Origin of the sequence: Klebsiella sp. R445 (assembly GCF_051131755.1) — a bacterium.
GTDB classification, from domain to species: Bacteria; Pseudomonadota; Gammaproteobacteria; order Enterobacterales; family Enterobacteriaceae; genus Klebsiella; species Klebsiella lignicola.
In genome coordinates this window covers 1,937,718-1,951,334 of the sequence record NZ_CP180446.1, presented here as the reverse complement: position 1 = coordinate 1,951,334, position 13,617 = coordinate 1,937,718, and the positions used below count along the sequence as shown (strand labels likewise).

13 protein-coding genes and 1 pseudogene are annotated in these 13,617 nt (G+C 53.7%); 7 read left to right on the top strand and 7 right to left on the bottom strand.

Features of this window, described 5'->3' with window-relative positions; translation table 11 throughout:
• Positions 1–27: 27 nt before the first annotated feature.
• Together ACMYSN_RS09075 and ACMYSN_RS09070 are read left to right on the top strand one after the other, a co-directional pair.
• Complete coding sequence (locus ACMYSN_RS09075; RefSeq protein ID WP_462497767.1) at positions 28–2,085, top strand: beta-galactosidase; 2,058 nt, start codon at positions 28–30, stop codon at positions 2,083–2,085.
• A gap of 68 nt (positions 2,086–2,153) precedes the next feature.
• Entirely contained in the window at positions 2,154–2,468 is a 315-nt protein-coding gene (locus ACMYSN_RS09070) for a glucose PTS transporter subunit EIIB (protein WP_123755727.1), read from the top strand.
• 167 nt (positions 2,469–2,635) lie between these two features.
• Here ACMYSN_RS09070 and ACMYSN_RS09065 read toward each other — a convergent pair whose 3' ends face one another.
• Positions 2,636–3,907 (bottom strand): maltoporin, encoded by a 1,272-nt coding sequence (locus ACMYSN_RS09065; RefSeq protein ID WP_123755728.1) that lies wholly within the window; start codon positions 3,905–3,907, stop codon positions 2,636–2,638.
• 269 nt (positions 3,908–4,176) lie between these two features.
• Between ACMYSN_RS09065 and ACMYSN_RS09060 the strand changes: the two genes are divergently transcribed.
• The 3 genes from ACMYSN_RS09060 to ykgO all read left to right on the top strand — a co-directional run bounded on the left by ACMYSN_RS09060 (position 4,177) and on the right by ykgO (position 5,807).
• Positions 4,177–5,250, top strand: coding sequence for a LacI family DNA-binding transcriptional regulator (locus ACMYSN_RS09060; RefSeq protein WP_462497766.1), 1,074 nt, complete (start codon positions 4,177–4,179; stop codon positions 5,248–5,250).
• A gap of 153 nt (positions 5,251–5,403) precedes the next feature.
• Positions 5,404–5,664, top strand: coding sequence for a type B 50S ribosomal protein L31 (locus ACMYSN_RS09055; protein WP_123755730.1), 261 nt, complete (start codon positions 5,404–5,406; stop codon positions 5,662–5,664).
• Between the two features lie 2 nt (positions 5,665–5,666).
• Positions 5,667–5,807: a type B 50S ribosomal protein L36 gene (ykgO, locus tag ACMYSN_RS09050; protein ID WP_003859006.1), complete on the top strand. Its 141-nt coding sequence runs from the start codon at positions 5,667–5,669 to the stop codon at positions 5,805–5,807.
• On the opposite strand, the gene ACMYSN_RS09045 is transcribed toward ykgO, so the two are convergent.
• Positions 5,804–6,514 (bottom strand): GNAT family N-acetyltransferase, encoded by a 711-nt coding sequence (locus ACMYSN_RS09045; RefSeq protein WP_462497765.1) that lies wholly within the window; start codon positions 6,512–6,514, stop codon positions 5,804–5,806. The genes ykgO and ACMYSN_RS09045 overlap by 4 nt on opposite strands.
• 100 nt (positions 6,515–6,614) lie before the next feature.
• Between ACMYSN_RS09045 and pdxR the strand changes: the two genes are divergently transcribed.
• The gene (gene pdxR / locus ACMYSN_RS09040) at positions 6,615–8,072 is read left to right on the top strand and encodes an aminotransferase-like domain-containing protein (RefSeq protein WP_462497764.1); all 1,458 of its coding nucleotides are present in this window, start codon (positions 6,615–6,617) and stop codon (positions 8,070–8,072) included.
• Here the strand turns inward: pdxR and ACMYSN_RS09035 are convergent.
• The gene (locus tag ACMYSN_RS09035; RefSeq protein ID WP_462497763.1) at positions 8,041–8,511 is read right to left on the bottom strand and encodes a YlaC family protein; all 471 of its coding nucleotides are present in this window, start codon (positions 8,509–8,511) and stop codon (positions 8,041–8,043) included. The two genes, pdxR and ACMYSN_RS09035, sit on opposite strands and share 32 nt — an antisense overlap.
• Before the next feature lie 33 nt (positions 8,512–8,544).
• On the opposite strand from ACMYSN_RS09035, the pseudogene ACMYSN_RS09030 reads away from it, so the two are divergent.
• Positions 8,545–8,643: pseudogene (locus ACMYSN_RS09030) on the top strand (hypothetical protein); the annotation flags it as partial.
• Here the strand turns inward: ACMYSN_RS09030 and maa are convergent.
• The 4 genes from maa to acrB form a co-directional block, all read right to left on the bottom strand.
• Positions 8,615–9,181, bottom strand: a complete 567-nt coding sequence (gene maa, locus ACMYSN_RS09025) for an LbetaH domain-containing protein (RefSeq protein WP_462497762.1) — start codon at positions 9,179–9,181, stop codon at positions 8,615–8,617. The pseudogene ACMYSN_RS09030 and the gene maa overlap by 29 nt on opposite strands.
• 149 nt (positions 9,182–9,330) lie before the next feature.
• Positions 9,331–9,549 (bottom strand): HHA domain-containing protein, encoded by a 219-nt coding sequence (locus ACMYSN_RS09020; RefSeq protein ID WP_004858783.1) that lies wholly within the window; start codon positions 9,547–9,549, stop codon positions 9,331–9,333.
• 26 nt (positions 9,550–9,575) lie between these two features.
• On the bottom strand, positions 9,576–9,950 hold the full coding sequence (tomB, locus tag ACMYSN_RS09015) for an Hha toxicity modulator TomB (protein ID WP_462497761.1): 375 nt from the start codon (positions 9,948–9,950) through the stop codon (positions 9,576–9,578).
• 517 nt (positions 9,951–10,467) lie between these two features.
• Positions 10,468–13,614 (bottom strand): efflux RND transporter permease subunit, encoded by a 3,147-nt coding sequence (gene acrB / locus ACMYSN_RS09010; protein ID WP_462497760.1) that lies wholly within the window; start codon positions 13,612–13,614, stop codon positions 10,468–10,470.
• Between the last annotated feature and the right edge of the window lie 3 nt (positions 13,615–13,617).

Below are 13,617 nucleotides of genomic sequence, written 5' to 3'. Positions count from 1 at the left end.
AAAGTTTGACATTTCAGGATATTTATTATGAATAAGTTTTCGCCTTTGAGCCCAAAGGTCAATGCGCTATTACATGGTGCTGACTATAACCCAGAGCAGTGGGAGAATTATCCCGATATTATCGAGCAAGATATTGCCATGATGCAGCAGGCTAATTGTAATGTCATGTCGGTGGGGATTTTCAGCTGGGCCAAACTTGAGCCTCAGGAAGGCGTATTTGAATTTGGCTGGCTGGACAGCATTCTGGATAAGCTGTATGCCGCCGGGATCCACGTGTTTCTGGCGACGCCGAGCGGCGCCCGTCCGGCGTGGATGTCGCAAGCCTATCCGCAGGTGCTGCGGGTGGGACGCGACCGCGTACCGGCGCTGCATGGGGGACGGCATAACCACTGCATGACCTCGCCGGTATATCGGGATAAGATTTTTAAAATCAATAGCCTGCTGGCAGAGCGCTATTCACAGCATCCGGCCGTTCTCGGATGGCATATCTCCAATGAATATGGTGGCGAATGTCATTGTGACCGCTGTCAGGCGCGCTTTCGCGACTGGCTGAAAGAACGTTATCAGACGCTCGATAACCTTAACCATGCGTGGTGGAGCACCTTCTGGAGCCACACCTACAGCGACTGGTCGCAGATTGAATCTCCGGCGCCGCAGGGGGAAGTCTCTATTCACGGGCTGAATCTCGACTGGCGTCGCTTTAACACGGCGCAGGTCACCGATTTCTGCCGCCATGAAATTGCCCCGCTGAAGGCGGCGAACGCCGGGCTGCCGGTGACCACCAACTTCATGGAGTATTTCTACGATTACGACTACTGGCAGCTGGCGCAGGCGCTGGACTTCATCTCCTGGGATAGCTACCCGATGTGGCATCGCGATAAAGATGAAACCGCGCTGGCCTGCTATACCGCGATGTATCACGACATGATGCGCAGCCTGAAAGGCGGCAAGCCGTTCGTCCTGATGGAGTCAACGCCCGGTGCCACCAACTGGCAGCCGACCAGCAAGCTGAAAAAACCGGGGATGCATATCCTCTCCTCCATGCAGGCGGTGGCGCACGGGGCCGATTCGGTGCAGTACTTCCAGTGGCGCAAGAGCCGCGGTTCGGTGGAGAAATTCCACGGTGCGGTCATTGACCACGTTGGTCACCTGGACACCCGCATCGGCCGCGAGGTCAGCAAGCTGGGCGAGATGCTCAGCCGCTTACCCGGTGTGGTGGGCTGCCGTACCGAAGCGAAAGTGGCGATCGTTTTCGACCAGCAAAACCGCTGGGCGCTGGATGATGCTCAGGGGCCGCGCAATCTCGGGATGGAGTATGAAAATACCGTCAATGAACACTACCGGCCTTTCTGGGAACAGGGGATCGCGGTCGATGTCATTGATGCGGATGGCGATCTCAGCGCCTATCAGCTGGTGATTGCGCCGATGCTGTATATGGTTCGCGATGGCTTTGCTGAACGGGCCGAGGCGTTTGTCGCTAACGGCGGGCATCTGGTGACCACCTACTGGACGGGAGTGGTGAATGAATCTGACCTTTGCCATCTTGGCGGTTTCCCGGGGCCTCTGCGCAACCTGCTGGGCATTTGGGCGGAAGAGATTGACTGCCTGAACGATGGCGAGCGTAACCTGGTGCAGGGTCTGGCCGGTAACGAAGGGGGCCTGCAAGGGCCATATCAGGTACGGCATCTGTGCGAACTGATTCATGCTGAAAGCGCACAGCCGCTGGCGACCTACCGGGATGATTTCTACGCGGGACGCCCGGCGGTCACCGTGAACCACTTCGGTAAAGGCAAAGCCTGGCATGTGGCATCGCGTAACGATCTGGCCTTCCAGCGTGATTTCTTTGCCACCATCAGTAAAGAGCTGGCGCTACCGCGGGCCGTCGACAGCGAGCTTCCGCCGGCGGTAGTGGCGACGGCGCGTACCGATGGCGAAACGACCTACGTGTTCCTGCAAAACTATAGCGCGCAGCAGCACAACGTTACTCTGCCTCAGGGTTACCAGGACAGTCTGACCGGCGCCGATATCACTGCGCCGCTGACCTTAACCCCCTGGGATTGCCGTGTCCTCAGTCGTAAAGCGTAATGACGCTTTCTCCGAACCTGCTCCCAGGAGCAGGTTTTTTTTTACCTGTACTTAATCAGGAGTGAACTATGGTGAGCTTAAAATCTTTTCTGCACTACTTCTCCCCGCCTCGTCAACCGGTGCCGTTGAATGACGCCGAGAAACAGCAAATACAGGGGTTAATTCAGGCCTTCGGCGGAGAAGCGAATATCGTGAATGTCGATGCCTGTATTACCCGTTTGCGGGTCACGGTGAATAACCTGGCAACCGTGGATTCTCAGGCTTTACAGCAGCAGGGCGCCTTAGGGGTGATTATTCTCGGGCAACAGGTTCATGCTATTTTTGGCAAGCAATCTGATGCTCTGCGTCAATTACTGGATGAGCATTTTACCAGCCGCAAATAAATAAAAAGGGATAACTCAAACGCTGAGTTATCCCAAAAAGAAAAGCAATATTCCCGTCATACTACAAATTACATTATTCCGGGCAATAGCAATGGCAATAATCATTACCGGAGGGTAATTACGACCTTACAGTGGAGATAATACTGGTACAGAAAATAATATAACGATTACCACCAGGCTTCGACCTGGACCCCGAAGTTCCATGTATTGCTGGCAGTTTGATCTTCAAACGGTTTACCGTTCTCGGAATCATTAAGATACGACGCGAAAATACGTAATTCCGGGCGTGACATAAAGTCCGGACCATCGGCCAGGCCCAGCGCAATCGTGTATTTCTCGCCGGCTTGTTTGTAGGAGGTATTGTTCTTGTAGCTGTCTTTCTGGTAGAAACCGCCCACTTCGCCAATCAGGCGCACATAGTCTGTGAACTGATACTGGCCGCGCGCCACGAGCGAGAATAAGCGCGTTTTATCGGTGTAGTCGGTGATATCGTCGGCAGAGCCCCAGGTCAGCACATGGTTAATCGAGAATTTTTCGGTGATAGGGATCAGGCCGGTGTTGATGACGCGATAGCCGGTGGCATCGTTGACCTCGTTCCACATGTCATACCAACCGCCGCCCTGGGAGACCATATTCTGCGCCAACCCTTTGTTAGCGTACTGCAGCACCAGTTTGTTGTAGCCACCCAGCATATCCTGGCTGATTTCACCGGTCAGCATCACGCCGTTATCAGCGTCATACAGCCCGCCGTAGCTATCCTGTTTCTTGGTGGTGTTCGGCATAGCGTAGTCGATACCGAACTCCGTCCATGAGCCGGACCACGGTTTCCAGCCTGCATAGCGCAGGTCGATATAGTTAATATTGACGTCGTTGTCGCCGTCGACGCGATAATCGACATCGTTGGCGTCACCGCGGATCCAGGCCAGAGAAACGGCGCCCGGGCCTACGGTGTAGTTTTCGATACCGGCGCCGGAGCCGGAGATGTTCCAGTATTTGGTATCAATGATGTGCAGATCGTGACGTTGGTAGTAGCGTTTACCGCCCCAGATGACCGCATTAGGATCCCCTGGGATCAGGCCTTTGATCTGCAGGTTTAGCTGGCGCAGGCCAAATTCCGCATCGTCGTTGAGGGTCGATTCGTTATCGTTAGACCCGTCAGAGACCATGCTGACCATGCTGTCGAGATAGAAGCTGACATCATCCTTTTTATACACCTCTGAACCCAACTCCAGCTCGCCATAGGTATCGGATTCGTTACCCAGACGGCCAATTTTATTCTTTTGCCATTCGGCCTGGCTACCGTCACCGGAGACCCCAACTCCGGCTCGCAGATAACCATGAAAATCAATGCCAGGAACAGAGGCGGAAGCGGCCAGCACCGAGGGAGAAACCAGTGCAGCAGCTAACGCAACAGAAAGGGCGCGCAGCGTAGTGTTCATGTCAATCCTCTTATTGTTTTGTATTACGTTCACATTAATGCTGTCATGAAATGCCTAAATGTAAATCAAGGCAAATGAACGATCGCGATTGTGTGATAAACTGCAAATAAAATGGCGCAAATTGTTACGGTTGGTGAGAGTATTCACAATTTATTGTATTGTGAGCGTAATACTTTTTGCGTCGAATTATCGCAATGGAATGTTGAGGAGAGCGTTTTTTCAAATGGCCCCTGTTACAATCCAGGGATAACAACATAAGGAACCGGACCATGAAGTCTAAAAGCGCAACCTTAGAAGACGTTGCTCGTCATGCGGGCGTCTCTTATCAGACCGTGTCCAGGGTGCTCAATAAATCTGCCAATGTATCTGAAGCCACGCGCCACAAGGTGGAGAAATCCATTGAGTTGCTAAGGTATGTCCCGAACCGCCTCGCACAACAGCTGGTGGGAAAACAGAGTCGAACGGTGGGGCTGGTGACGATTTCACTCTCCCTGCACGCCCCTTCACAGGTTGCCGCAGCGGTAAAACGCTATGCGAATGTTGAAGGTTACCAGGTTCTGATTTCAATGATTGATGAGAGCGTCAATCAAAGTATCCAGGAATCCATCAATGAGCTGAAGTCTCAACTGGTTGATAAGGTCATTATCAACGTGCCTCTGGAGACCGAAGAGGCCCAGAAAATCGCGGCTGACAACGATGATATCGTCTGTCTTTTCCTGGATGTCGATCCCTACAGTTCGGTGTTCAACGTTTCGTTTAACCCGGCTGATGGCACCCGTGCGAGCGTCAAATATCTGTTTGAGATGGGGCATCGGGATATTGCGTTGTTGGCAGGCCCGGAGAGCTCCGTATCGGCAACGCTGCGCCTGAAAAGCTGGATGGAGACCCTGGAAGGATATGGTTTGCAGCCGGTCACGGTGATTCGCGGTAACTGGGATGCCCAGAGCGGTTATGCCGGGGCGTTGCAGATGCTGCGTGAGACGCCAAAATTCACCGCGGTACTGGTGGGAAATGACCAGATGGCGCTGGGCGTGCTGAGCGCGTTCCATCAGCATCAGGTGCCGATCCCCGGTGAAAAATCGGTGATTGGCTACGATGACACCTACGAAAGCTCCTTCTTCTACCCGGCGCTGACGACGGTGTCCCTGGACCTCGATTTGCAAGGCAAAGAGGCGGTGCGCCGCCTTCTCGATAGCGGGGATAGTGATACATCGCATACCTCGTCGATTTTGCCAGCCAGACTGGTGGTGCGTCACTCCACCGGGCCGAAAACCGATCAGGGGAAAAACCTGCAGGCGATCGCCGAACAGCTGCGCGCGCTTGCCCATCAGCTCAATCCGTAATCCATTACGGGCGGCTCACGCCGCCTGTTTTTCTGTTCTCTGGTTCTGCCTTTCTGTATTTGTCTGGATATCCCATAGCTTTATCAGGGTTGATCTTTGCGTTGGTGCGGCGTAACCTTATTGTTATGTTATAACATATCTATTGGGGTTAACATGAAAGCTAATATCCACCCGCATTACCGGACCGTGGTGTTCCACGACACCAGCGTGAATGAATATTTTAAAGTGGGATCGACGATTAAGACCGAGCGTGTGATTGAACTGGAGGGGGTGACCTATCCCTATGTCACCCTGGACGTGTCGTCAAAATCGCACCCGTATTACACCGGTAAACAGAAAGCCTTCAACAACGAAGGCAGTACGGCGCGTTTCCGCCAGCGTTTCGGCGGTTTTATTGATGCGAAAAGGAACTAACGATGCAGGTACTCAACTCGCTGCGTAGCGCCAAACAGCGCCACCCGGACTGCCAGATTGTGAAGCGCAAAGGGCGGTTGTACGTGATTTGTAAGAGCAACCCGCGCTTTAAAGCCGTACAGGGGCGCAAGAAGCGACGTTAATCTGCCGGCGCGCGGAAACTCTCCAGCGTATGACGCTGCTGGCCATCGGCGCTAAAGTTCTCGCTGGCCAGCCACCGTTGCATCGCCTTATCCACCTGCGGCCACTCGCCGTCGATAATCGAGAACCAGTCGGTATCGCGGTTGTGGCCCTTTATCACCAGTGCCTGACGAAAACGCCCCTCAAAATGAAAACCTAACCGCTGTGCCGCCCGGCATGACGGGGCGTTCAGACTATTGCATTTCCACTCATAGCGACGATAGCCGAGCGTATCGAACGCGTAGCGCATCAGGAGCCAGTGGGCTTCCGTTGCCATGACCGTCCGGCTGAGCAGCGGTGAGAAATGCACGTGTCCAACTTCAACCACGCCATGATTCGCATCGATACGCATCAGCGCCAGTGAGCCAACCGGCTGGTTGGTCTGCCGATCGATCACCGCGAAATGCATGGGATCGCTGAGATGCTCCACGCTGGCAACCCAGGCGCTATATTCCTCCACGCTGTTGTCCGGCTCGCGCAGCAGCCAGGTCCAGCTGCGGGTATCCGGAGCCAGTTGGTGTGCGGCAAAGAGTGCGCCGGCGTGCGCGGTAGTCAGCGGTTCAAGGCGGCAGGTGCGGCCTTGCAGAACGAGGCGCTCCGGGTGAGGGCGCGGTTGCCAGTCGGGCAGGGCTTCGCCAACGGGTTGACCGAACGCGTTTTGCTGATTCATGGGGTTTCCTTGTCTGGATGAGTAGGGTGAGACTACGGTTTTACTGGTTCCATAAAAAGAGCCATCAGAGTATGTTTTGATGGTGCCACGAGGAGCCGCTATGAATATCCCTGACGATGCCTTTTTCACCCTGCTGGAACATTCCTTAAACCACCGGAGCCACGAAACCCTCCAGCGCACGCTGTATCGCACGTTGCGCGAAGCTATCCTGCAGGGCGTACTGGTGGGGGGAAGTCGTCTACCCGGCTCGCGGACTATTGCCGAACGGCTCACTCTGTCGCGTAATACCATCAACGCAGCGCTGGATCAGCTGGCAATGGAGGGGTATCTGTCACGAAGTCGCCAGGGCACCTGGGTGGCGAGACAGCTCACTGCGGGTGAGAGCGAAGGTCCACCCTCTGCCATTGCGTTGCCGGAGAGGCTGCTGGCGTTGCCTGCGGGGACCCGCCGGGATTCACCCGTGCTGGCGTTTACCCCCGGTACGCCGGCGATAAACTATTTCCCCTTGCCGGTCTGGCGACGGCTGCTCGACCGGGTGCTGCGGGAAGAGGGCTATGCGCTGCTGGGGTATGGCGATGCAGCGGGCGATCCTGCATTGCGGGAGGCGATTGTGCGCCATCTGGCGCTGTCACGAGGGATCCGCTGCGATGTCCGGCAGGTGGTAATCACCGAAGGCGCTCTGGAAGGAGTGAACATTTGTACGCATCTGCTGAGCGTCGCGGGCGATACCGCGTGGGTCGAAGAACCGGGTTATCCAGGGGCGAAGAGCGTCTTTCTGAAGGCCGGGCTGCATATCAAAGGGATGCCGGTCGATAGCGAAGGGATGTGCCCGGATGTTAACGACAGTACGACCCCGCGCCTGATTTTCACCTCACCCTCACACCAGTATCCCTGTGGGGCGGTGATGAGCGCGCGACGGCGTCTGGCGCTGCTGGACTATGCCCGGCAGCACGATGCCTGGATCATTGAAGATGATTACGATAGTGAGTTTCGCTACAGCGGTGAGCCGATTCAGGCGATGTCAGGCATGCTAAAGCAGGCGCCGGTGGTCTATCTCGGTACCTTCAGCAAAACGTTGTTCCCGGCGCTACGTATTGGTTTTGTGGTGATGCCTCCTGCGCTGGCGGAAGCGGCGCAGGGGATTGTAGGGTCGCTGCTGCGCGGCGGCCACCGCGCCGAACAGCGTGCGCTGGCGCTATTTATCGAAGAGGGACATTACGCCCGTCATCTGGCGGCGATGCGTCGGTTGTATCGTGGGCGACAGCTGCAGTTGCGGGAGGCTCTTGAGACGGAGCTTACTCAACCTTGTGAGATTCTGGGCGGGGAGGGCGGTCTGCATTTGACGGTGGCCATCGACGGGATCGACGATGGCGCGATAGTCGAGAGGGCGCGGCAGTATCAGCAGGCTCCGGCGGCGTTAAGCCGGTTTTACCTTAATGCCGCGCAGGCGCGAAGCGGGTTGGTGCTGGGGTACGGTAATACCTCCGCTTCGCACTTTGGCCCGGCGATACGGACGTTAAATCGTCTTATTGTGCAGTCCCGACGCGGGTCAGGCTGAAGACATCGTAAAACGACAGCTCCCCTTTGGTGGCGACCATTTTCTCGAGCTGGCTTTTCTGCTCGCCGGCCACGCGAGGCGATTGCAGAATACGCTCAATCAGCTGCTGCGGAACGTAACGCGTGTTGTACCACTCGCCGTTGTAGCAAACGCGAAAATCCAGGACATCGATATCTTCGTAGCGATAGCGCGGGTAGACGTCGAAAAAGAAGAAACCGTTGAGCAGGACAAACAGCACAACCAGCAACCAGACGGAATCTACGAGCGTTTCTGAACGCCACATGACCACGAAGGTTGCGAGGAAAGCGGCGTACATCGCGACGAACAGCCACGGATGGTTGCGGATAAAACTGATACTAAAGCGTGGACGGTTGTCACGCTTCTCTTGCGCATTGAGTTCATCAATGGTGTTTGTCAGCAGTTGCTGTATTTCTGTCATTTTGCTCCCCGGTTCTGCTTCATAACGCGCTAGCCTGAAGGCTATTTTATGTTGCAGCAATCTCTCGGGAAAGTAACAGATCAGTTGCAGAAAAGCATAACAGTTACGATTTTTGCGGTGTCAGCATCTTAATGATTTGCGCCGGGTTGCCGCCGACGACGGCGTAAGCCGGAACATCTTTCACCACTACGGCACCGGAAGCGATAACCGCGTTGTCGCCAATCGTCACGCCGGGATTAATCACCGCCCGACCGCCAACCCAGACATTATGGCCAATCGTCACGGGTTTGCCGTACTCTTTACCGCTGTTGCGTTCGACCGGATCCAGTGGATGCGTGGCGGTATAGATATGGACGCCGGGTGCCAACATGCAATTATTACCGATATGAATCGGGCAAACGTCGAGCATCACGCAGTCAAAGTTGGCGTAAAAATTGGTGCCGAGGAATATATTGTAACCATAATCACAGCGGAAACTGGGTTCAATATAGGCGTCATGATCCCTGCCAAATAGCTCGGTAAGGCATGTTGCCCGCCATTCACGTTCATCGGGTGCCGAATGGTTGTAGCGATGCAGTAATTGCCTGGCGTGCAGGCGATCGGCTCGTAACGTTGCGTCTCCTGGCTGATACAGCTCGCCAGCGATCATTTTACGTTTTTCTTCACTCATGGTGCTTTCCTTAATGAAATGGGCACCATAATATAAAAAAAGAGACCGGTTTCATAAGCATTGTTAATGACTTATGCGAGAGATATCACAATTAGGTCCTGCGTAAGAGGAGCAACTCAATTAACCTGCGTATTGATACGTAAAATGAATTAACGAATGAATTTCCACACAGATGTTGGGATTTTGTCGTAAAGTTTATTCATGGTCAATTCCGCAAGACGATGATCGGCCGCTGAGTAAAATACAGCCAGTTCGTTATCGGAAAGTTCATATTTGTTTTTTTCAATTACGCGTTCCAGCGTATCAATTGTCTGACAGCGACGTAAGCGCATCAAATAGTCTGTTTTGGTTAATGGTTCACCAGACATAAAATCACCTTTAGATTGTAATAATACTAACAAGAAAGACTTGCCGGGTTCTCCCGGCTGGCACTCACGAAACAACGGAATAACCGATTCCCCGATTTACGCCATTTCTGGAGATCGCCCGTGTTAATGCCATAACTACTGAACAACATAAACGTGTCGTCCAGGTATTCGTCCAGCTGAGCAATCAGTTTATTATCCTCAGCGTACTTAATTTTATAATTAAGCGCGAACGTGGCGATGTGTTCGATCAATTCATTAAGCTGAAGATTGACAGCCGACGTCGGGTCATTCACCCAGCCGTGGTTGATCTCTTCCAGGTTTGCAAGGCAGTCATGATACAGGGTTTCGCAAAGAAATCGAAGTTGCGCGATATCATGTCTTTTTGGCGAGTATTCGTCCATAACGCATCCCCTTATGAGTGGTTTAAACGACGACCAGCAAGCACCGTTGTGGGATGAACACGACTAACAGACCTGACACATACATTGTAATCCTGTTGTTTTAACTATAATCCACTCTTAAAAAGATTTCACCGTGCTATTACGAAAAATTACAATTATCGCGGTTAATTTATCTTAAAAATATCCGAATTTATTATTACAGCATCCGGCCAGGGGTCAGTTGCGGGTAACAAGGCTTATGGGTCATTGATTTAACTAATGATTTCCTGCGGTTACAAAACGCTCTGCAACGAATTCAGAGTTAAGAATATTCTTATCACTGATAAGCCAGTAAAAGAATAATCCGAGTGGAATAAAGCAGAGCTTATCACAAGAAATTGTATATCAGAATGTAAAATAAACCGTGGCAATGTGTGCCCTTTAATATAAGACGACGATCTCGCTGACTCAAGGCGTTGGGAAGTGGTCTGAAGTACATAAAAAAAGGGCCGCATATGCGGCCCTTAGTCATGGGAGATTAATGATGCTCAACCGGATGGCTGTGCTCAATGTCTTCCGTTTTCTTACTGAAGCGGCGGCGAACCACCACGAAGAACACTGGAACAAAGAAGATTGCCAGTACCGTCGCGGTCACCATCCCGCCCATTACGCCAGTACCTACGGCGTTCTGTGCACCGGAGCCTGCACCAGAACTGATAACCAGCGGCATAACCCCGAGGATAAATGCCAGTGAAGTCATCAGGATAGGACGCAGACGCATACGTACCGCTTCCAGCGTCGCCTCAATCAGACCTTTGCCTTCTTTATCCATCAGATCTTTGGCGAATTCGACGATAAGTATCGCGTTCTTCGCCGACAAGCCAATGGTTGTCAGCAGGCCCACCTGGAAGTAAACGTCGTTTGTCAGGCCACGGAACGTTGCCGCCAGCAGGGCGCCGATGACCCCCAGTGGCACAACCAGCATGACCGAGAACGGTATCGACCAGCTTTCATACAGCGCTGCCAGACAGAGGAATACCACGATAAGTGAAATGGCATACAGCGCTGGTGCCTGGTTACCGGACAGACGTTCCTGGTAGGACATACCGGTCCAGTCATAGCCAATACCCGAAGGCAGTTTGCTGGCCAGCTCTTCCATCATGGTCATCGCTTCACCGGTACTTCTGCCCGGTGCCGCCTGACCAAGGATTTCCATCGATGGCAGACCGTTATAGCGTTCCAGACGCGGAGAACCGTACTCCCAGTGTGACGTCGAGAAGGCCGAGAACGGCACCATCTGCCCGTCGCTACCGCGGACGTACCAGTTGCCAATATCTTCCGGCAGCATACGGTATTTCGCTTCAGACATGACGTACACTTTCTTCACGCGACCGCGGTCGATAAAGTCGTTGACATAGCTACCGCCCCAGGCTGCGCCCAGCGTGGTATTGATGTCACTGATAGATACGCCCAGCGCCTGCGCTTTCTCCTGGTCGATATCCACCTTGAACTGCGGTGTATCTTCCAGACCGTTTGGACGCACGCCGACCAGCAGGTCAGGGTGCTTCGCTACTTCACCAAACAACTGGTTACGTGCCTGGGTCAGTTTTTCATGGCCCAAACCACCCTGGTCGATCAGCTGGAAGTCGAAGCCGGTTGCGGTACCCAGTTCCACGATAGCCGGCAGGTTAAAGGCGAAGACCATCGCATCTTTAATCTGCGAGAAACGGGCCATTGCACGACCGGTAATCGCTTCAACCTTGTTCTCTTCACCAGGACGTTCGCTCCAGTCTTTCAGCGAGACGAACGCAATACCGGTGTTCTGACCACGACCGGCGAAGCCGAAGCCGTTAACGGCAAACACCGACTCAACGTTGTCTTTCTCTTTGGTGAGATAGTAGTCCGTCATCTCGTCGAGCACTTTCTGCGTACGTTCCTGCGTTGCGCCAGCCGGAAGCTGCGCCATGCTCAGGAATACGCCCTGATCTTCATCTGGTAAGAACGAGCTTGGCAGACGAACGAACAGCCACGCCATTCCGACGACGATGATCAGATACAGCACCAGGTAACGACCGGTACTGCGCAGAATGTTACCTACGCTATCGGTGTAGTGGTGCGTGCTCTTATCGAACATGCGGTTAAACCAGCCAAAGAAGCCTTTGTGCTCGCCGTGACCGCCTTTGGCGATAGGTTTTAACATCGTGGCGCACAGCGCCGGGGTCAGGATCAATGCGACCAGTACCGACAGCGCCATCGCTGATACGATAGTGATGGAGAACTGACGGTAAATCGCCCCCGTTGAACCACCGAAGAAGGCCATCGGGATAAATACCGCCGACAGCACCATGGCGATACCCACCAGTGCGCCCTGGATCTGGCCCATAGATTTACGGGTTGCTTCCTTCGGCGGCAGGCCTTCTTCCGCCATGACACGCTCGACGTTTTCGACCACCACGATGGCGTCATCGACGAGCAGACCGATCGCCAGCACCATACCAAACATGGTCAGGGTGTTTATCGAGAAGCCGAAGATGGCGAGGATGGCGAACGTCCCCAGCAATACTACCGGTACTGCGATGGTTGGAATCAACGTCGCGCGGAAGTTCTGCAGGAACAGATACATCACCAGGAATACCAGGATGATCGCTTCCACCAGCGTTTTCACCACTTCGTGAATAGAGATTTTCACGAACGGCGTGGTGTCATACGGGTATACAATTTTCAGGCCTGAAGGGAAGTACGGTTCCATTTTCGCCAGTTCGGCACGAATGGCATTCGCCGTATCCAGCGCGTTCGCGCCGGTCGCCAGTTTAATACCCAGACCGGAAGCCGGCTGGTTGTTAAACTTCGCGACGATATCGTAGTTCTCACCACCCAGTTCAACCTTGGCGACATCACGAAGACGAACCTGAGAACCATCCTGGTTCACTTTCAGCAGAATATTGCTGAATTCGTCAGCGGATTTCAGACGGGTCTGCGCGATGATCGAGGCGTTCAGCTGCTGGCCTTTCACCGGCGGCGTACCGCCTAACTGACCGGCTGCAACCTGGGCGTTCTGCGCTTTAATTGCGCTGATCACATCGACCGGCGTCAGCTGGAAGTTGTTCAGTTTGTTCGGATCCATCCAGATACGCATCGCGTACTGGGAACCAAACAGCTGAACGTCACCCACACCAGACGTACGGCTGATCGCATCTTTCATGTTGGCGCCCACGTAGTCGGAAATATCCTCCTGCGTCATGGTGCCGTTGGTGTTGATAACGCCGACAACCATCAGGAAGCTACTGGAGGATTTCTCCACGCTCACGCCCTGTTGCTGTACTTCCTGCGGCAGCAGCGGCATGGCGAGCTGCAGTTTGTTCTGCACCTGTACCTGCGCGATATCTGCATCAGTACCTGACTGGAAGGTCAGGGTAATCTGTACCGTACCGGTTGAGTCACTGTTGGAGGACATGTACATCAGGTTATCGATACCGTTCATGTTCTGTTCGATAACCTGTGTCACGGTGTCCTGCACCGTTTTCGCATCAGCGCCAGGGTAGGTTGCGCTGATCGAAACGGCCGGTGGCGCAATCGTTGGATATTGCGCAACTGGCAGCTTCATGATCGCAAGACCACCCGCTAGCATGATGATAATGGCGATCACCCATGCGAATATGGGGCGATCGATAAAGAAATTAGGCATGTC

What these genes read in the sequence shown, in the direction of transcription:
- ACMYSN_RS09075 (WP_462497767.1), top strand. Translation starts at nt 28, where the DNA reads ATGAATAAGTTTTCGCCTTTGAGCCCAAAGGTCAATGCGCTATTACAT.
- ACMYSN_RS09070 (WP_123755727.1), top strand. Translation starts at nt 2,154, where the DNA reads ATGGTGAGCTTAAAATCTTTTCTGCACTACTTCTCCCCGCCTCGTCAA.
- ACMYSN_RS09065 (WP_123755728.1), bottom strand. Translation starts at nt 3,907, where the DNA reads ATGAACACTACGCTGCGCGCCCTTTCTGTTGCGTTAGCTGCTGCACTG.
- ACMYSN_RS09060 (WP_462497766.1), top strand. Translation starts at nt 4,177, where the DNA reads ATGAAGTCTAAAAGCGCAACCTTAGAAGACGTTGCTCGTCATGCGGGC.
- ACMYSN_RS09055 (WP_123755730.1), top strand. Translation starts at nt 5,404, where the DNA reads ATGAAAGCTAATATCCACCCGCATTACCGGACCGTGGTGTTCCACGAC.
- ykgO (WP_003859006.1), top strand. Translation starts at nt 5,667, where the DNA reads ATGCAGGTACTCAACTCGCTGCGTAGCGCCAAACAGCGCCACCCGGAC.
- ACMYSN_RS09045 (WP_462497765.1), bottom strand. Translation starts at nt 6,514, where the DNA reads ATGAATCAGCAAAACGCGTTCGGTCAACCCGTTGGCGAAGCCCTGCCC.
- pdxR (WP_462497764.1), top strand. Translation starts at nt 6,615, where the DNA reads ATGAATATCCCTGACGATGCCTTTTTCACCCTGCTGGAACATTCCTTA.
- ACMYSN_RS09035 (WP_462497763.1), bottom strand. Translation starts at nt 8,511, where the DNA reads ATGACAGAAATACAGCAACTGCTGACAAACACCATTGATGAACTCAAT.
- maa (WP_462497762.1), bottom strand. Translation starts at nt 9,181, where the DNA reads ATGAGTGAAGAAAAACGTAAAATGATCGCTGGCGAGCTGTATCAGCCA.
- ACMYSN_RS09020 (WP_004858783.1), bottom strand. Translation starts at nt 9,549, where the DNA reads ATGTCTGGTGAACCATTAACCAAAACAGACTATTTGATGCGCTTACGT.
- tomB (WP_462497761.1), bottom strand. Translation starts at nt 9,950, where the DNA reads ATGGACGAATACTCGCCAAAAAGACATGATATCGCGCAACTTCGATTT.
- acrB (WP_462497760.1), bottom strand. Translation starts at nt 13,614, where the DNA reads ATGCCTAATTTCTTTATCGATCGCCCCATATTCGCATGGGTGATCGCC.